Origin of the sequence: Brachyspira hampsonii (assembly GCF_001746205.1) — a bacterium.
Taxonomy (GTDB): domain Bacteria; phylum Spirochaetota; class Brachyspiria; order Brachyspirales; family Brachyspiraceae; genus Brachyspira; species Brachyspira hampsonii_B.
The window spans coordinates 24,746-43,462 of the sequence record NZ_MDCO01000001.1; the positions used below are offsets into that span (position 1 = coordinate 24,746).

Below are 18,717 nucleotides of genomic sequence, written 5' to 3' on the forward strand. Positions count from 1 at the left end.
GGAGTTTCACAATGTTAAAGGCTTTAACAATAGCGGGATTTGATGGTTCCGGAGGTGCGGGTATACAGGCAGATTTGAAAACTTTTTCTGCTTTGGGCTGTTATGGAATGTGTGTACTTACGGCATTACCTGTACAGAATACTCAGGGTGTGAGAAACTGCTATGAAATAGAATTAAAGGCTATAAAAGAACAATTAGAATGCATATTTGATGATATTATACCTGATGCCATAAAGATAGGAATGCTTTTTAATAGTGATATAATAAAGTTAGTTGCTGATTTTTTAGAAAATAATGCTAAAAATATACCTATAGTAGTTGATCCTGTAATGGTAGCTAAAAGCGGAGATAGACTTCTTTTGGAGGAGGCAGTGGATAGTTTGAAAAAATATATACTTCCTATTGCTGCCATTGTAACTCCGAATATACCTGAAGCTGAAGATTTGACTTTAAAAAAAATAAAAACAGATGATGATATGATAGAAGCTGCTGATGATATACTTGATATGGGGGCAAAAAATGTTATGCTTAAAGGCGGACATTTGGAAGGTCAATTATCAAGAGATTTATTTATGAATAAAGAAAGCAAAGAGTTTTTAGATGCTTTAAGAATAGATACAAAAAATACTCATGGTACAGGATGCACTCTTTCTGCAGCAATATGCAGTTATATGGCTCATGGAAAAACTCCTCTTGAGGCTTCAAAATTAGGAAAAGAGTATTTATTTAATGCATTAAAGGCTGCCAAAACTGACAGTGTAGGAAAAGGTCATGGTCCTGTTCATCATTTTTATGAGGCTTGGAAGCATTTAAGTATATAATTTATTTCTAGTATTTATATATTGTAATTCATTTATAATAAAAATTGTTAGCATCTGTTAAGTTTATTTGGCATATATTATTAGCTAATAAAATTTATATGATAAATAAAATAATTTTTAATATTTTTTTATTAAATAAAAAAAGGACTTTATATTTCTATAAAGCCCTTTTTTGTTTGATAATTTTTTATTTAACTTCTTTTAATGTACCTTTTAAAGTTAAAGTGTCATTTTCAAAAGTACCCTGCAAATCTCCCTGCCAATAAGGTATGCCGTCTTTTGCTTTATCAGTAATCATTTGAATATCAGTAAAATTCATGTCATTAGAAATTTGAGATGTACTTATTTTGTTATTATCTAAGCCATAACCTATTTTGAATATTCCATTAGTATCAGATTTTAATTCATAAACCCAAGGATAAACTGTAGGACCTCCTGCATGAGCATATCTTATGGTAATCACTCCTGTTTCATCTTTAGTAACTCCTGTTCCTGTAATCATAGGACCATTAGTTCCGTCTAAAGTTTTTTGTGATACTCCTGTTCCTGTCATACCGTCAAAATTATAAGTTTTAGCAGGTGCAACTCCGTAAAGTACAAAGAATCCAAATCCTCTTTCTATTTTATTATTTGCATATTGTTTATTTTCGTATCTGTATGAGTCCCAAGATTTAGTAGCTCCCTTTGGAGTTGAAGCTCCTGTTTCAGCATCTACCTTAGCATCAATATTGCCGTAAGTTCCTGAAACTTTTAAATATGAGTTTTGCATTAAATTATTATCATCATTAGCCATTTCACCGAATACAGCCTGAAAGTCTATATCCATAGTTCCAGCTTCAGATGATGCATTACTATTTGATGTTCCATTCTGATTTGATGTTGTATCCGTTTTTGTACATGAAAATACTAAAATAGATATAAATAGTAATATAGGTATGATTTTTTTCATTTTTTCTCCTTTTTTTGTATTAGTTATATAATAAAATATATAGAAAATATTACAATAAGAAAATGTAAATTTTTTTTATATTTGATAAATTATATAGTTAATACAAAAAAGCACCTCCATTTTATAATAAATGAAAGTGCCTTTGATAATGATTTATTTAATTATTTTTTATTTTACCAAACTAGAGAAATCAAGCATATTTTTAAAAATTTTATCTACTGAAGAAAGCAAAGCTATACGATTATTTTTTATTTTTTCATCATCTACATTCACCATAATATCTTTGAAGAATTTGTCTAATGGTTCATAAAGGCTTGCCAATAAAGCAAATGTTTTTTCATAATCTCTATTTTCCATAAGTTTATTAACTTCATTCAATTTTTCTTTATATGTATTGTATAGAGATTTTTCTGCTTCCTCTTTTAATAATGATTCATCTAAGTTCACATCTTTAGCAGATTTAATCATGTTTTTAATTCTTTTAAATACTAATAAAAGATTTGAGAATAGTGCATCATTTTTCTTTCTAAATTCATCAATGGCTTCTATTTTTAAGTAAGCGTCATACATATCGTCTATTCCTGTAGAAAGAACGCCTGCAACGGAATCTTTAGAAAAATCAATATCATTTTCAAAACGGGATTTAAAGAACTCAAATATATCTTTTACTAAATCTTCGCTTTTATTATTTCTTGCATCTTTAGGCATAGAATTAATTGACTGTTCTATTAATTTTTTAAGATTAACATGCTTTTTAGATTTTATAAGTATATTAATAATACCTAAAGCCTGTCTTCTTAAAGCATTAGGGTCTTGAGAACCTGTTGGTATATCTCCTACATAAAATCCAGCTGCTATATTATCCATTTTGTCAAGTATAGCTATAGCCTTACCTGTGTCATTTGAAGGTATTTCATCGGAAGCAAATAAAGGTCTGTACTGTTCATTGATAGCTAAAGCAGCATCGTCATTAAGATTCATAGCTTTTGCAAAATATCCGCCCATTATACCCTGAAGCTCTGGGAAGTTATAAACCATATTGCTTACTAAATCTGATTTCATATATTTAATAGCTTTAAGTATATTTTCTTTATCTTTTTCATATCCTAAAAGTGTTATTAAAAGCTCAGAGTTTTTCTCGAGTCTTTTTACTTTATCAGCAACACTTCCAAGCTCTTTTCTGAACATAAGCATTTCAAGTCTTTCATTCATTTCGTCCATACCTTTTCTTATATCCTCTTGGTATAAGAATCTTCCGTCTGAAAGTCTTGCTGTTAAAACTCTTATATTTCCAGCTATTATCTGAGGAGTTTTAGGCTGATTAGCTGTTATTACAAATACATTAGTTAAAGAACCGTCTTTTTTACATAATGGGAAGTATTTCTGATGTTCTATCATTTCGCTTGTTAATACTTCTTTAGGAACTTCCAAAAATTTAGAGTCAAATTCAGCTGTAAGTAAGTACGGCTCCTCTGTCAAATCCACAACTATTTCAGATACTTTTTTCTTAGAAACTGCCTCAAAACCAAGCTCTTTTTCTATATTTTCTAATTGATTTATAATATTTTCTAATCTTTTTTCTCTTGAAACTACAACATGTTTTTCTAATAATATTTTTTCATAGTCTTTAGGGTTATTAATTTCTTTAAATTCCGGTGAAAGAAGTCTATGTCCTGTTATTTTATTATTAGTTTCTATTCCAGCAACTGAAGTTTTAATAATTTCATTTCCGAATAATGCTATTACATTTCTTATAGGACGAACAAAAGCAAAGTCTTTGTTTCCCCATCTCATTTTCTTTTTAAAATCTATACTTGAAACAATACTTTCTAGTTTTTCTTCAAATAGTTTTTTAGTTTCTATACCTTTTTTTTCTTTTTTTACAAAAATATATTTTTTTCCATTTACTTCTTTTATATATGGTTTATCAAATGATTCATTTTCATCAATATTTTTTACTGAATTAGCATCAATGTTGTGAGATTTCAAAAAACCTTCTCCTGCTTTTGTAGGATTACCGTCTTTAAAAGCACTTTCAAATAAAGGTCCTCTAAATTCTATAACTTCATCTTTTGATTTTTCTTCTATGTTTTCTGCTAAAATTGCTAATCTTCTTGGGGTAGTGTATGAGTTAACAGAACTGAAATTAATACCATTGTTTTTTAATGTATTTTCTATTATTTTTTTAAAACTCATACTTGCAGGATATGCAAAATCTGCAGGTATCTCCTCAACCAATATTTCAATGAGTAAATCTTTCACTTTAATTTTCCTTAAAATAATAATTATTAATGTCCTATATTGTATATTTATAGTATAAAAAAAACAATATTTTTTGAATGTTAATTTTCAATTTTGTTAACTATTTGTTTATTTGTAAGGTTATATTAATAAAGAATAAGAATATTTAAAGAAAATAATCATTATTTTACGATAATATATAATAAGATATTGATTTTATATCATTAATATACTATATTTATAAATTGGAAGATTTTAATATGCAGACAGTAACAACTAAACAAAATATATTAATAATAGATGATGAAGAGGATATACTGACTACTTGTCAGAATATTTTAGAAGATGAGGGCTATGGAGTAGATATAGCCAAAAATTATAAAGAAGCAGAGGACATATTTAATAGTAAGAAGATAAATTTAGTATTTTTAGATGTATGGCTTCCGGATGTAGATGGGCTAGACATACTTTCTAATATAAAGGAAAAATATCCTAATACTATTGTAATAATGATGAGCGGACATGCTGGTGTTGAAACCGCTGTGAGAGCTACTAAAATGGGAGCTTATGACTTTTTAGAAAAGCCTATTAGCATATCTAAGCTGCTTTCAAGCTGTGAAGATGTATTCAAAGAGAGTATAAATAAAGCGGAAGCCTCAGTAAATGAGGAAAATTGCTCTAACAAACATTGCAGTAATGTAGGATATAAGGTTAAACAGAGAACCATAGCTAAAAGTATTGTTGTAAGCGGTTTTGCCTTAATGGAAGGAAGAAAAACTGCATTAACTTTGGTTCCTGCAGAAGTTAATACAGGTATAGTTTTTATTGATATTAATACAAATACTCATATAAAATTATCGCATAATAATATACTTTCTAAAGATAAGTCCGGAGCGGTTAATTCTACAGCATTAGTATCAGGAAACAGATATATAAAGACTACAGAGCATTTCTTGGCGGCACTTCATATGATGGGTATTACTAATTTAATAGTAAAATGTGATGGAGAAGTACCCAATGTAGATGGTTCTGCTTTAGTATTTTGCGATGCTTTAAAAGAGGCTGGTTTTGTGGAGCAGGACGATTATATAGAGCCTATAGTTATAGATACTACCTTAACTTATGGAAATGTTAATGATAATGAAACTTATATAATACTTTCTCCTTATGAAGGACTTGAAGTAAGTCTTCGTATAGATTTTGCAGGTTCTATAGGAGTACAGGAATATACATATAAATTTGAGAATTTTGATCAGTTTACCGAGGAGATTGGAAGAGCAAGATCATTTAATACTATAGATAATATTGATTATGCCCAAAAAATGGGAATGGCTGGAAGCGGTATGATAGGAAGCCATATACTTCTTTGCGATGGGAAAGTAATAAATACCAAACTTCATTTCGATAATGAGTTTGTAAGACATAAAATTTTGGATATAATTGGAGATTTATATATTTTAGGCAGACCTATAAGAGGCAAAGTTGTTGCTAATAAGTCTTCTCACTCTTTCAATCATTCCGTTGTACATGATCTTGCAAATAGATATTTATGAATTTGATTTAATGGTTAAAAATGATATAATTAATAACTAATTTAAGAGTATAAAAATATGTCAGAAAGCAGGTTAAGAACTAATACGGAAGAACAGAATAATATATCATTATATTTTGCAGATGCTAAAAAAGAAAAACTTTTAACTAGAGAAGAGGAGATAGAACTCACTAAAAGATTAAAAGAAGGAGATGCTGAAGCAAGATCAAAGCTAATTAGAAGCAATCTCAGATTTGTTATTACAATAGCAAAACAGTATAAAAACAGCGGACTTCTGCTTGAAGATTTGATAAGCGAAGGCAATATGGGACTTATAATAGCAGCTGACAGATTTGATCCGGATAAAGGATATCATTTTATATCTTATGCAGTTTATTGGATAAGGCAAAGTATTTTAAGGGCTATTAATGAGAAATCAAGACTCATAAGGCTTCCTTTAAATAAAGCTATGGATTTAGTGGATTTGGAACGCACTGTACATCAATACTATTATAAAAGCGGATATACTCCTGATGTTAATGAGCTTGCTGCCATATTAAATAAAGATCCTAATGATATACTTCATATTATGTCTATGAGTACAGAACATATTTCACTTGAAGGCGAATATAATTATGATGGTATGAAGGATAGGCTTATTGATACTATAGAGGATAAAACTTCTACAAATGTTGAAGAAACTGCTATAAACAAAGAGCTTATGGAGGAATTAAAAGTTGCTATTGAAAGTTTATCAGATATAGAAAAGCAGATTATTAATGCCAGATATGGAATAGATCAGGAGAGAAAAACTCTTAAAGAAGTGGGGGAGATGTTTTCTTTCACTAAAGAGCGTATAAGACAGATCGAAAAAAAAGCATTGAGAAAAATGCATTCTCAAAAATATAGTTCATTAAAAGATTTCTTAAAATAATAAAATGTCAGGGCTTTATATACATATCCCTTTTTGTACATATAAATGCAGCTACTGCAATTTTTATTCTATTGTTAATATGAATGACAGAGAAATATATAGAAAATATGCAGAAGCATTAATATCAGAGTTAAAATTAAGAATACAAAATTATAAATCATATATAGAAACCATATATTTCGGAGGAGGCACTCCTTCTGTATTTGATTCTGATTTATTAAAATATTTGTTAGATAATATATTAAATATTGTATATAATCATAATAGAGATTATATAGGTTCAAAAAATACAGATTTAATCAAAGAAATAACTATTGAATCAAATATAAATGATATAAACTTAGAATATATAAAATTTTTAGAGCAAATACAAAATATAAGGCTTTCTCTTGGTATCCAAACATTTAATGAAAAAAGTTTAGCTATTATAAATAGGCATACAGATAAAAAAGATATTATAAATGCCATTAAATTAATAAATAAATCTTCTTTAGAAAATATATCTCTTGATTTTATATGCGGACTTCCTTTAAACTCAGAAACACAAATAAAAGATGATATATTATTTTCTTATGATTTGCTTCCTAAAGTTAAGCATTTTTCTCTTTATTATTTAGAGCTTACAGATTCATTGCATAAAAAATGGAAAGATTTACTTCCTAATGATGAAGAATCTGTCATTTATTATAAAAAAGCATCTGATACATTGGAAGGACTTGGATTTAAAAGGTATGAGGTTTCAAATTATTCGCTTCCTGATTATAATTCTATTCATAATAGTAATTATTGGCTTTTAAAAGATTATATAGGTATAGGAGTATCTGCTGCAGGATGTTATAATAATAATAGATACTGCAATGTGAAAATCCTTAGAGATTATTTTAATTTTATTGATAATAGTAATCTCCCTATAAAAGAAAATGAATACTTAGATATAGATACTAGAAAAAAAGAGTTTATATTCCTTTCACTAAGAACAGTAAAAGGAATAAATATTGATAAGTATAATAATTACTTTAATGAAAAATTTTATTATAAGTATTACAACATTATAAATAATAATACTCAATATTTTAATGTACATAATAATTATTTATCTATAAAGAAGCACTATTTTGATTATGTTGATGAGATTAGTATATTGTTACTTTGATTTGTTTAATGATTCTTGAAAGTTTTTATCATTTATAAGATATTTATCTACTATTATTGCTAAAGCACTGTCATCTTTTTTTAATTCCTTTGCTCCTCTTGTTATCGAACAAAGACTTGCATTTAAATGTTTGGCAATTTCATATTGCGGCATTTTCTTTCTTAATAATGTTACTATCCTCAATCTTTGCTGTATCATATCTTGTTCATCTTTTGTGAAGAGTTCTGTTAGAAGTTTCTTAATAAATTCTTCATTATTTTCAGTTGCTAGAATATGTGCTAAAAGTTCCATTTTATATCTCCTTAAATTCATTACTATTAATAATACTACTATATTAAGTATAGAATAAATATTAATTTTTTCAAGCAAATTTCTTATTATTATATATAATAATGTTACAAGTATATATAAATTACTGTTTATTAATAATAATCAAGGCAAATTTATGAAAAAAGCTAATAAAAATACTAAAAAGATTTCTACCAAAGAAAACAATAAAAATAATATATTTATTATTTTTTTTATTATATTTATTTTTCTTACTGTATTTGTATACATTTTTTATAATAAAAAAATTAATTCCATTGCAAATATAAATGAAGTTGATTCCTCAGGACTTACAATAGTTATGAAGGCATTACTTAATGAAAATAATCAATTAAGCATCAATGATATAAAAAAACTTATAAGAGATAATAGAAAAAATATAGATTATAAAATCAGAGACAGTGAAAGTAAGACTTTATTAATGTATGCGGTATATAACGGAGATACGGAAATAATAAAGGATATAGCTGAATACGGCAATCAATTAAATGAAATAGACAACAATGGAAGAACTGCATTGCATTGGGCGGTTTATTATAATAAATACGATGCTGTTGTTGCTTTAATAGAGCTTGGTGCTAAAGATTTCATAAAGGATAATTATTCTCTTACTCCTATAGATATAGCACAGTATGAGGGGTATGAGGATATATATAAATATTTATCAAATTTATAATAATTAAAATATATTGTAAAAAATATTTTTTAATGTTAGAATTAGTAATCAATATTATAGTTTTTAGAAATTAATAGAATATAAATAAATAAAAAATAATAAAAAAGAGGAAGCAATGAGATTTAGATGTTTAAAAAAAGATATAGTAAAATCTATTGGAGTTACTGAAAATGTTGTTGAGGGCAAAGTAATTTATAATATAGAAAGCAATGTGCTTTTTCATCTTTCAGGAAACATGCTTACATTGACTGCTACTGACGGCTCTGTTTGGGCTAGAAGCAGAATCATACTTGATGACTGTGAGGGCGAAGGTGCAGTTGCTGTATATGCAAAAAAAATAAGCTCTATATTAAAAGAGATGCCTGACGGACTTATTACAATAAATGTTGAAGAAAATGAAAAAATAAATATAGAATCTGAAAACGGAAAAACTAAGCACTTAATCATCGGAATGAAAACAGATGATTTTCCTGCTTATCCTGAAAGCAATGGTGATATTAGTTATATAATGCTTCCTACTAAAGAATTGGTTACTATGATTAATAAGACAATATCATCAATAGCTAAAGAACCATTTAAGCCTGCTTTAAGAGGTATATGCTTTGAGAAAACCGATTCTAAATTTCTTGCTGTTGCCACTGACGGCAGAAGAATGGCTGTTATAGAGAGAGAATTTGAAGGTGTAGAGAACGGTTCTTTCTCTATAATTATAGAGCCTAAAGTATTAAATGAAATACTTGTTACTGCAAATTATGATGAGGTAGAACAAGTTAAAATGGGGGTAGACGGTCAGCAGGTTTATTTCCAAGTAGGCAAATATGATTTCGTATCTAGCCTTATAGAAGGAAAATATCCTAATTTCAGACAGGTAATTCCAAAAGAGTTTGCATACAGTTTCAGGGTTAATAAAAATGATTTGCTTGATGCTATAAGAAGAATTGTGCCTATGATTAACGATGTGCGTTCAAAGAGAATGATATTAACTGTTTCTGAGGAATCTCTTAAAGTAAAAGGTATCAATCAAGAGATGGGAGAATCTTTAGAAGAAATTGATATAAAATATTCAGGAGAAGAGCATTCTGTTGCTTACAATTACACATATATTCAAGATGTTATAAAACAAATTGATTCTGAAATAGTTACTTTTATGGTTAATAAAGATTCTAGTCCTACTATGGTAAAAGAGATAGAAAGAGAGGATTATTATTATATTATAATGCCTATGAGTATAGGTGAGGAGTAATCAATTACTAAAAAGGGGGATATATATGTTTGAAGTAGAAAATAAATTTTACGAAGAACATATAAAAGAGTTCAGAGAAAAGTATCTAGGTAATAAAAGGTAATGAATTAAAAGGCGTTTACAATAGTGATGAAGAAGCTATCAATGAATCAGTAAAAACTATGGAACTAGGTACTTTTGCAGTAAAAATAGTATCTAGTAATGATGAAGATACTAATTGGAGATTCTATTCCCGTGTCAATTTTTAAGAAAAAGAAGCAATTCCATTTTGCATTTAGAGCAGAGTACAATCATATACCTGCAGAATTAAAAACAAAAGTATTAATATAAAATAAATTTGGAATAGAAAAAGAATATGATGCTGTATGGGATACAGGAGCAACTAATACAGCTATTACACATAAAGTATATCAAGAACTAAATTTAAAGCCTATTGATAGTTGTAAGGTTAGAGGTGTTAATAGCGGAATACATACAGTTGATATTGTATTAATAGATATATCATTATCAAATAAAGTTAATATAAAAAATGTTAGGTCTGGTGTTTGTGATATCGGCGGCTGTGATATGCTTATTGGAATAGATATCATTAAATTTGGAGATTTAGCAATATCTAATAAAAATAATAAAACAATATTTAGTTTTGCAATACCACCTTTTGATAATCCTACAGATTTATTAGAAAAAGCAAATAAAGTTAATAAAAATAATGGATATTGATAAATATGAATAAAACAGAAGCTAAAAATATTTTAACTGATATATTTAATTTAAAATCATATATTGAAAATGAAATAGAAAAATTACCTACAAGATTTAATATAGTTGATTCTATTGTAGGTTCACATAAAGAAACATCAAATACTAAACTATTAGGTAGTTTTTTAGACTGCATATTTAAAAAAAATTATAAGTTTGCAAATAGTTTATTAGAATATATAAAAAATAATTGTGATATTGATAGTTTTAAAGAAATAGATTTTTATAATGAAGATATAACTATTAATATAGAAAAAGAAGTTCCTATTAATGAAGAAGAAAAAGGTAAAATAGATATATTATTAACATCAGATAACTATAATATCATTATAGAAAATAAAATAAATACTAGAGATAGTGAAAATCAGCTTCAGAAATATTATAATGCCATATGCAATAGAACTAATAAAAAAGATACTTATGTTATATATTTAACTCGCAATGGTGATGAACCTAAGAATAATTTTGATAATAAAGAAAAGTTAATATTACTTTCACATAAAACAATAATAGATTGGCTTGAAAGTATTAAAGAAAAAGAAGAAGAAGTAAAAAATAATGATTCTCTATATTCAGCTATTATTCAAATAATAGAAACAGAACAAATAATTACTAATTCATTGGAAGGAGATATTATGAAAGAGGAAATAAAAAAGTATTTCAATAATAAATATCCAAATAAATTTAAAGAATATCCTGAAGTAATTAATTATACCAAACTTCTAAAATCTGCAATTGAAGCAGTTGCAGATATATTTTATAATTATTTTGAAGATAATATAGAGGACTATATATTAAAATTAATAAATGATAGTGAAATAAAAAAAAATAATAAAATAGAATATAATAAAGAAAAAGTAAAAAAGGAAATATATAAATCTGATGAACTATATATTGAAGCTGTATCATTGGAAACTAAATTTTTTAGAGTAGTTTTTGAAATTGGAAGTGATGGTAGTAATTTTATATTATACTATGGAATTAGGTTTAATGATAAAAATAAAATAGAACTATTAAGAAATATAGAAGATAATATATTAGCATGTTTTAAAAATATTGATAAAGATGGTTGTTTATCAAAACCTGAAGAATATATTGATAGCAAATGGTATATTGATTATACATTAAACTTAGATAATTTAGAAAAAGAAATTGAAAATGCTAAAAATAATATGATTAATTTATACACTTTATTAAAAGATAATAAATTATAAAATTAATTTTTTATAAAAACTATTTAAAAATAATTATCATAAATAGCTTTGTAAAAAAATAGTAAAATCATTGTAAAAAATACTTGCTTAAAATTATTATATAATATATTATCATTTTTCAAATAATTGATGATTTTTTGAGTTTCTTATTTAAGAGGTTAATTTAAATATATGAGAATTTTGGGTAATTATATCTATACTATAATAAAAGGTTTTATCATAGGGGCTTCAATGCTTGTACCGGGTTTCAGCGGCGGCACTATGGCTATGATACTTGGTATATATGATAAATTAATTGCTTCTTTAAGCGGTATTTTAACTTTCTCAAAAAATGAAAACTACTTTCTTAAAAATAAACTTAACTTTTTATTTTTAATATTTTTCTGTGTAGGCTCTCTTTTAGGTATGGTAATAATATCAAAGCCTTTATCAAACTTGATAGAGAGATATTATACTGTTTCTTCTTTCTTTTTTATGGGAGCTGCACTTGGCGGATTTAATACTGTATATAATAAAACCAAATCTTATAAATTTGATTTTTTAAGCATTATATATATTCTTTTAGGAGCAGGCATAGTATATTTAATATCTATAATACCAGAAGGATTTTTCAGCAGTTCAGGCGATAGAAGCGAGATGTTTATGTACTTTATACTTATAATAGCTGGTTTAATAGTTGCTATTGCTATGATACTTCCGGGTATAAGTGTTTCGTATATGTTTTTGCTTTTAGGTATTTATCAGGAAACTATTGATGCTGTGCACGATTTGTATATTCCATATTTAGCACCTTTGGCTATAGGGGCAATTTTAGGAGTTGTTCTCACTACTAAGATTTTAGAATATTGGATGGAGCATTATGTCAAGTCTTCTTATTTGATAATATCAGGTTTTGTATTAGGCTCTATTATACAGGTTTTTCCCGGACTTCCAAAAGGCATAGAATGGGCTTTATGTCCTATAGTGTTTTTAGCAGCTTATTTTCTCATAAGACTTTTACAGAGATTCGATCCTGATAATAGATAATAAAATAATAAATATTATTCATAACTTATTTTTATATTATAAACATTAAAATAATACGGATATCTGCTGAAAAGTTCTATATCAAAAGTTTTGTAATTATTTATTTCTTTAAAATTTTTTATTTCTTTACTGCCATTTAAAAAGAAATCAATTTTCAGAAATGACTTTATGTTTCTTTCATTAATACTATCATAAATATTTTTTGGTATTTGTATTATAGATGATTTATTTTCTTTTATAGATTTGTAATTATTATATCCGTCTGTAATTTCTATATTATTAAATAGAGCAGGGTATATATTAATTTTATATGTATTTAGTATTCTTCCTAATTTCATTATATTTATTTCTAAAATGTTTATATTGTATTTTTGATTTTGCTTTGAAGTTATTTTTAATTTGATATCTGCATCTTTGTCTAATGTTTGAATATATAAATTATTAGTGTCAAAATTATCATCTTCTAAAAATAAATTATAATTGTATTCATCTTTATGAAATCCTATTATATCGGATTTTTCTCTGTGTATATCATAGCCTTTATATTTTAAATCGCTTAATTTATAAATATCATCAGCCATAACTGAAAAAGCATTTATATAAATAGTAAAAAATAGAAAAAGAAACTTTATCATATAAAATTACTGGTCAACTGTAAATATTACAGCTCTGTTTGAATCATAAGCATTTTTCCAAAACTCTATACTTCTATAAAAATAATCCCAAGTATATTCAAAGTCTTCATCGCTTAAAGGATACTCATAATCTTTTTCATCTATTTTAAAATATTTTTCTTTGAACTTTTCTTTTGTGATAGTTTCCATTTTTGATGCAATATCTTTAACAATATTTGCTTTTTTTAATGTGATAATATAATCCTCTTCATCATCTCCATTTCCGTATAAAATATCTCCTCCCATTATTACTGAGCCTAAGGGATAATTATCATCGCCGAATACTAAAAGTCCGTCATTAGAAAGACATCTATGCATAGCATCCCAAGATTTATCAAGCTCATAAATATATTTTTTATGTTTTTCAAAGTATATTTCTTCTAAATATTCAGAAACAAAATCAGGTCTTTCAAGTCTTGAAGTTTTTAATAATTTATTTAAATCCTTATCGCTTAAAGCAAATAATACTCCCAAACAGCCCATAATTATAACTCCGTAGTAATTATTAATTTTTTATTAAGAACTTTTTAATAATTATTTTGTAAAACTAAAGTGTTTTTATACATAAAAAATTATTTGCTGAAAATATCTGACAAGTAAACTTATCAGATGCTCATAATTTATTATTTTTATTATCTATAAAAAACTTGTTCGTAAATATCCCTGCTATTCTTACGAATAGCAGGCACTCACAAGTTTTTTATTTCTTTATTTATACATAAAAAAAATTATTCGCTGAAAATATCTGACAAATAAACTTATCAGATGCTCATAATTTTTTTATTTCGTCTATACTTAAACCTGTTATTCTGCTTATATCTTCATTATTCATATTCATGTTTTTTAAATTTAATGCTATGTCTTTTGCTTTATTTATTTCGCCTTGTTCTATACCTTTCTCTATGCCTTTTTGAAATCCTATTTCTATACCTTCTTTTTTTCCTTCTGCTCTCTCGTATTGAAGCATAGCAGCCTGTCCGTAAAGAAAAGTATCTCTTTCATTATATGCTGACATTTCTTTTTCATCGGCTACAAATCTTTTGTATTTATCTATTACTTTAGACATGATATTGTTACCTCCTACTAACTTATCAATATCTTTCTCCAAATTTTTAGTTGTAAAAAAATCAATCCAAGATAAAAGTTTATTTCTGTTATATTCATCTATACTAGCATTTTTTAATATTTCTGCAAATCTTTTAATTTCTATAAAATGTATCTGAAAATCGTCCAGTCTAAGGCTTGGATTGTTAATATCAGCAAATGTTAAACATTTATGCTCTTTTTTTATATCAGTTTCACTTCCGATATCTAAATTAAAATTTATAAAACTAATACTAATCATCTGACTTATATTAATGTATAAATCACTTTCTTTTAACTCAGAAGCTATATTTTTAGCTATGTAGTATAATATCCTTTTTATAAAATTATTGTTGCCTACTAATTGTATTTCAACAAGCACTTTCTTTCCATCTTTAGTTTTTGCTTTAACATCAAGTATTGATTCTTTTAAATTTTCATTTTCTGCTAAATTGTAAGGATTTATAATTTCAAGATTACTGACAGATTCAAAGCCTACATCACTTAAAACAGCATTAACAATATTTTCTAATATATCTTCATCACCTTCAGTACCGATTAGATATCGTACAAATAAATCATTAAGTCTGTTAATTTCTTTCATAGTTTAATTATACTGAAAATTTTTAAGTTTGTCAAAGCAGTTTTTTTGTACGGAAGTTATCAATAATATTTTTTAATATAGAAAATTATTTAATGATAGAATTATAATAAGCTAAAATATTTAATTAAATATAAAAATATATAGAAAAATATGAATTAATAAATTTTTTTATTATACTTTTTAATGCATTGGATCCATAGATATTGCATTTAAGTATTCCTTAATTTCTTAAAGTAAATAAAGGGTGTATCATAATTTAAAGAAGAGTGTATTCTTTTGTAGTTCTAAAAATTATTTTATAGATATTGTACTTTCCTTATTGTAATATATACTATAGAGGAAATCAATCTCTGATGATTATAAAAATGTGTATATTCTTTTAATTTTTGTCTTAAAATTTATACAGTTATCTTTTTTATTTAATCTTGAATAAAATTCTTTCTCATCTATTCCGCCTTTATACTATGTCGTTATATAAGTATAGCGTGCAGCTAAATCAAGAGCATTGAACTGATAAATAGTTTTTATGCCGAGTTTAATAATTTTGCATCTATTTCAACTATTTTACCTTATTTTTGTATTTTAGAATCAAATCTCCGTTTATCATAGCGTTTCTTTTTGAATTTATGTCTCCAAAGATTATTTCTATTAAGATATTTTCAATAGCAGTAGTACCTATTTTAATTCTTCACGGTTCAAATATGCTTTAATATGATGTTATACTTTATATTCTTTAGTATAAAGCTTAATGATTAAATCAATGACTTCCTGATTATTAAAAATATTAGGCGAAGTTTTCGGTCAGCTTCTTCCTAAAGAATTTGAGGCTATAGAACATCATCATTTGGGATATAAATTTTATGAATATGATCCTATAGGCTTTATAGATGAAAATAAGAATATAATATTATATAAAGTATATGCATATGATATGACAGCAAACTCTTCAGAATATGTACCAAGATACAGCGGATTAAATTCTAATACAGCTTAGCAGATAGATAAAAGCACTTCAGGAAGATCCGCTTATGCAATATGAGTAAATTTTTAAGGGCATTTCATTAGAAATGCCGCCGTAATAATAGAAAAATATGATAAAAGTTTTATTGCTTAGTTAAACTTATACCTCCGTTTTGAAAAGTTTTTTTTATAGTAGTAGTAGGAATAGTATCGTTCATCTTTAGAGATAATGTCCAGTTTGCATCACATTTAATAGATTCATTATCTTTTTTAAATGTTAATTTCATTGTAAGCTTATTACTTTTTAAACTGTCGGAATCAATATCATAATATGGAATATCTATTTCATTAGTGTACTCATAAGAAGCTTTTTCAGAAGTTAAATCCCAAGGTATTAATTTTATATTATTATCCGTATAATAAAATGCCCTATAAGATGAATAGTCAGCATCTGACATGCTAATCATAGTAGCTGTATCAGTGCTTCCAGTATATCTAAAATAAGTAGATCCATCTGCTTCAACTGTTACAGAATAGTTTCCATTTTTATATGTACCTATTAAGTTTGTACTTTTTACATTTGAACAAGCTGTTGAAAATAGAGCTAAAGTTGTTAAAACTAAAGCTATTTTTAATATTTTTTTCATTTTTTTACTCTCCTATTTTTTTAATATGTTCTAATTTATTAATAAAAAGTTATATCTTGAGCTATAACTAATTATTTGACTGATTAATTTTTTCTTTGAATGCAATAAAAAAGGCTTATAATGAATATTGTATGATTTTATATTCATTACATTATGATATTTTTTATAATTCAGGTGATTATTTGTTATATAGTTAAAGCATATAGAATGTATAATGTAGAATGTAGATTTTCTGCTAGTGTTATTAAATGTAATATATGCTTTCATAGTAAAAAATTATAAATTAACAAATAAAAAAATCAATGATATATATATATATATATATATAATTTACATAATTTATAAAGACATGATATTTTGTTATAAATTATGTAAAAAATATTTTTATTTGATAGCTTTATAACTTAAAATTAAAATATTTTTTATATATATTTTATGTTTTGAAATATATATTTGTAATATATTTTTAATACATAAAATTGCTGTATAATTTATAAAAATATGGAGCATTATTTTATTTAATTTTATTTGTATATAAAAACACTATGTAATTAAATCGTTATTTTATAGAAAATAATTTGAAATTCTGAAAAAATCAAAATATTTTTTAATTATATATTTTTAATATGCTTGTTAATAATATTTTTTAATATATAATATTACTGTAAAAAATAATTTTTTTTGTAAAAAACAATTCATATTTTAAGGAAATAATCATGGCTTTATCTATAGGAATAGTAGGACTTCCAAATGTAGGAAAATCAACACTTTTTAATGCTTTAACTAATGCCCACGCAGAGGCGGCTAATTACCCATTTTGTACTATAGATAAGAATGAAGCTACAGCTATAATAAAAGATGAAAGAGTTGATAAATTAGCAGCCCTTTTCAAATCAAAAAAGAAAGTTTATAACACAACAACATTTGTAGATATTGCAGGACTTGTTAAAGGTGCTTCAAAAGGTGAGGGTTTAGGAAATAAATTTCTTTCCCATATTAGAGAAGTTAATGCGGTGCTTCATGTTGTTCGTGTATTTGAAGACGGAAATATTACTCATATAGGCGATGTTGATCCTTTAAGAGATTTAGATATTATATTAACAGAGCTTATGCTTGCCGATATCGAAACTGTTAATGCTAGAATGGAGAAACAAAAAAAGATATCAAAAGGTGCTAAGGTAAAGGCAGCAGAAGAGGAAGTTGCATTGCTTGAAAAAATACTTCCGGAATTAAATAATTTTAAGCCTGTATTTAGTCTTGATTTAACAGATACAGAAAAAGAAATATTAAAACCGTTATTTTTACTTACAGCAAAAAGCATGATGATAGGTGCTAATTTATCAGAAAATGAACTTGCTAACCCAGAGAAAAATCCTAATTATATAACATTACAAAAATATGCAGATGAAAGAAATATCGAGTTGATACCTTTCAGTGCTAAAATAGAAGCAGATTTACAGGATTTGGATGAAGAAGAGAGATTAAGCTATTTAGAAGATTTGGGAGTTAAAGAATCAGGTGTTGCGAGGCTTACAAAGGCTGGACACAGATTATTAAAACTTTTGACTTTCCTAACTTCAGGAGAAGATGAAACAAGAGCTTGGACTGTAAGAGAAGGGGCTTATGCTCCGGAGGCTGCTGGTGTTATACACAGCGACTTTGAAAGAGGATTTATCAGTGCTGAGGTTATAAACTGCGATAAACTTTTAGAGCTTGGAAGTTTTGTCAAAGCCAAAGAGGCTGGTGCTATAAGACTTGAAGGAAAGCAGTATCTTATGCAGGAAGGCGATGTTGTAACTTTCAGATTTAATGTTTGATTGTTATAATTAATTTAAAATAAATAAAAAAACATATAAAAATAAAAACAATTATTAA

At 26.1% G+C, this 18,717-nt stretch carries 18 protein-coding genes; 11 read left to right on the forward strand and 7 right to left on the reverse strand.

The window, feature by feature from the left end:
* The first annotated feature begins 11 nt into the window (after positions 1-11).
* Positions 12-821: a bifunctional hydroxymethylpyrimidine kinase/phosphomethylpyrimidine kinase gene (gene thiD / locus BFL38_RS00090; RefSeq protein WP_069725147.1), complete on the forward strand. Its 810-nt coding sequence runs from the start codon at positions 12-14 to the stop codon at positions 819-821.
* Between the two features lie 187 nt (positions 822-1,008).
* Here the strand turns inward: thiD and BFL38_RS00095 are convergent, their stop codons facing one another.
* Complete coding sequence (locus tag BFL38_RS00095) at positions 1,009-1,770, reverse strand: hypothetical protein (protein ID WP_069725148.1); 762 nt, start codon at positions 1,768-1,770, stop codon at positions 1,009-1,011.
* A 168-nt stretch (positions 1,771-1,938) separates the two neighbouring features.
* Positions 1,939-4,032, reverse strand: a complete 2,094-nt coding sequence (glyS, locus tag BFL38_RS00100; protein ID WP_069725149.1) for a glycine--tRNA ligase subunit beta — start codon at positions 4,030-4,032, stop codon at positions 1,939-1,941.
* Positions 4,033-4,271: 239 nt separating this feature from the next.
* On the opposite strand from glyS, the gene lpxC reads away from it, so the two are divergent.
* The 3 genes from lpxC to hemW are packed head-to-tail and all read left to right on the forward strand — an operon-like array spanning position 4,272 to position 7,629.
* Positions 4,272-5,564: a UDP-3-O-acyl-N-acetylglucosamine deacetylase gene (gene lpxC, locus BFL38_RS00105; protein WP_069725150.1), complete on the forward strand. Its 1,293-nt coding sequence runs from the start codon at positions 4,272-4,274 to the stop codon at positions 5,562-5,564.
* A gap of 57 nt (positions 5,565-5,621) precedes the next feature.
* Positions 5,622-6,476 carry a sigma-70 family RNA polymerase sigma factor gene (locus BFL38_RS00110; RefSeq protein ID WP_069725151.1) on the forward strand — a complete coding sequence of 285 codons (855 nt, stop codon included), beginning with the start codon at positions 5,622-5,624 and terminating at the stop codon, positions 6,474-6,476.
* 4 nt (positions 6,477-6,480) lie between these two features.
* Positions 6,481-7,629, forward strand: a complete 1,149-nt coding sequence (gene hemW / locus BFL38_RS00115; RefSeq protein ID WP_069725152.1) for a radical SAM family heme chaperone HemW — start codon at positions 6,481-6,483, stop codon at positions 7,627-7,629.
* Here hemW and BFL38_RS00120 read toward each other — a convergent pair.
* Entirely contained in the window at positions 7,621-7,920 is a 300-nt protein-coding gene (locus BFL38_RS00120; RefSeq protein WP_008722619.1) for a Trp family transcriptional regulator, read from the reverse strand. The two genes, hemW and BFL38_RS00120, sit on opposite strands and share 9 nt — an antisense overlap.
* Before the next feature lie 154 nt (positions 7,921-8,074).
* Here BFL38_RS00120 and BFL38_RS00125 point away from each other — a divergent pair, with 154 nt between their 5' ends.
* The 5 genes from BFL38_RS00125 (at position 8,075) to BFL38_RS00140 (ending at position 12,874) form a co-directional block, all read left to right on the forward strand.
* A complete protein-coding gene (locus BFL38_RS00125; protein WP_069725153.1) occupies positions 8,075-8,632 on the forward strand; it encodes an ankyrin repeat domain-containing protein in 558 nt (185 codons plus the stop codon).
* A 115-nt stretch (positions 8,633-8,747) separates the two neighbouring features.
* On the forward strand, positions 8,748-9,875 hold the full coding sequence (gene dnaN / locus BFL38_RS00130; RefSeq protein ID WP_008728461.1) for a DNA polymerase III subunit beta: 1,128 nt from the start codon (positions 8,748-8,750) through the stop codon (positions 9,873-9,875).
* A 342-nt stretch (positions 9,876-10,217) separates the two neighbouring features.
* The gene (locus BFL38_RS14535; protein WP_083249350.1) at positions 10,218-10,595 is read left to right on the forward strand and encodes a retroviral-like aspartic protease family protein; all 378 of its coding nucleotides are present in this window, start codon (positions 10,218-10,220) and stop codon (positions 10,593-10,595) included.
* A 5-nt stretch (positions 10,596-10,600) separates the two neighbouring features.
* A complete protein-coding gene (locus BFL38_RS00135; RefSeq protein ID WP_069725154.1) occupies positions 10,601-11,848 on the forward strand; it encodes a PD-(D/E)XK nuclease family protein in 1,248 nt (415 codons plus the stop codon).
* A gap of 171 nt (positions 11,849-12,019) precedes the next feature.
* On the forward strand, positions 12,020-12,874 hold the full coding sequence (locus BFL38_RS00140; protein ID WP_069725155.1) for a DUF368 domain-containing protein: 855 nt from the start codon (positions 12,020-12,022) through the stop codon (positions 12,872-12,874).
* A 14-nt stretch (positions 12,875-12,888) separates the two neighbouring features.
* Here the strand turns inward: BFL38_RS00140 and BFL38_RS00145 are convergent, their stop codons facing one another.
* The 3 genes from BFL38_RS00145 to BFL38_RS00155 all read right to left on the reverse strand — a co-directional run bounded on the left by BFL38_RS00145 (position 12,889) and on the right by BFL38_RS00155 (position 15,235).
* Positions 12,889-13,509 (reverse strand): hypothetical protein, encoded by a 621-nt coding sequence (locus tag BFL38_RS00145; RefSeq protein ID WP_069725156.1) that lies wholly within the window; start codon positions 13,507-13,509, stop codon positions 12,889-12,891.
* Positions 13,510-13,515: 6 nt separating this feature from the next.
* Positions 13,516-14,031 carry a YfbM family protein gene (locus BFL38_RS00150; protein ID WP_069725157.1) on the reverse strand — a complete coding sequence of 172 codons (516 nt, stop codon included), beginning with the start codon at positions 14,029-14,031 and terminating at the stop codon, positions 13,516-13,518.
* A gap of 286 nt (positions 14,032-14,317) precedes the next feature.
* Entirely contained in the window at positions 14,318-15,235 is a 918-nt protein-coding gene (locus tag BFL38_RS00155; protein ID WP_069725158.1) for an Rpn family recombination-promoting nuclease/putative transposase, read from the reverse strand.
* A gap of 781 nt (positions 15,236-16,016) precedes the next feature.
* Between BFL38_RS00155 and BFL38_RS14850 the strand changes: the two genes are divergently transcribed.
* The gene (locus tag BFL38_RS14850) at positions 16,017-16,229 is read left to right on the forward strand and encodes a hypothetical protein (protein ID WP_497462930.1); all 213 of its coding nucleotides are present in this window, start codon (positions 16,017-16,019) and stop codon (positions 16,227-16,229) included.
* Positions 16,230-16,338: 109 nt separating this feature from the next.
* Here the strand turns inward: BFL38_RS14850 and BFL38_RS00160 are convergent, their stop codons facing one another.
* Positions 16,339-16,842 (reverse strand): hypothetical protein, encoded by a 504-nt coding sequence (locus BFL38_RS00160; RefSeq protein WP_069725159.1) that lies wholly within the window; start codon positions 16,840-16,842, stop codon positions 16,339-16,341.
* A 716-nt stretch (positions 16,843-17,558) separates the two neighbouring features.
* Between BFL38_RS00160 and ychF the strand changes: the two genes are divergently transcribed.
* Positions 17,559-18,659 (forward strand): redox-regulated ATPase YchF, encoded by a 1,101-nt coding sequence (ychF, locus tag BFL38_RS00165; protein ID WP_069725160.1) that lies wholly within the window; start codon positions 17,559-17,561, stop codon positions 18,657-18,659.
* The last annotated feature ends 58 nt before the right edge of the window (positions 18,660-18,717 follow it).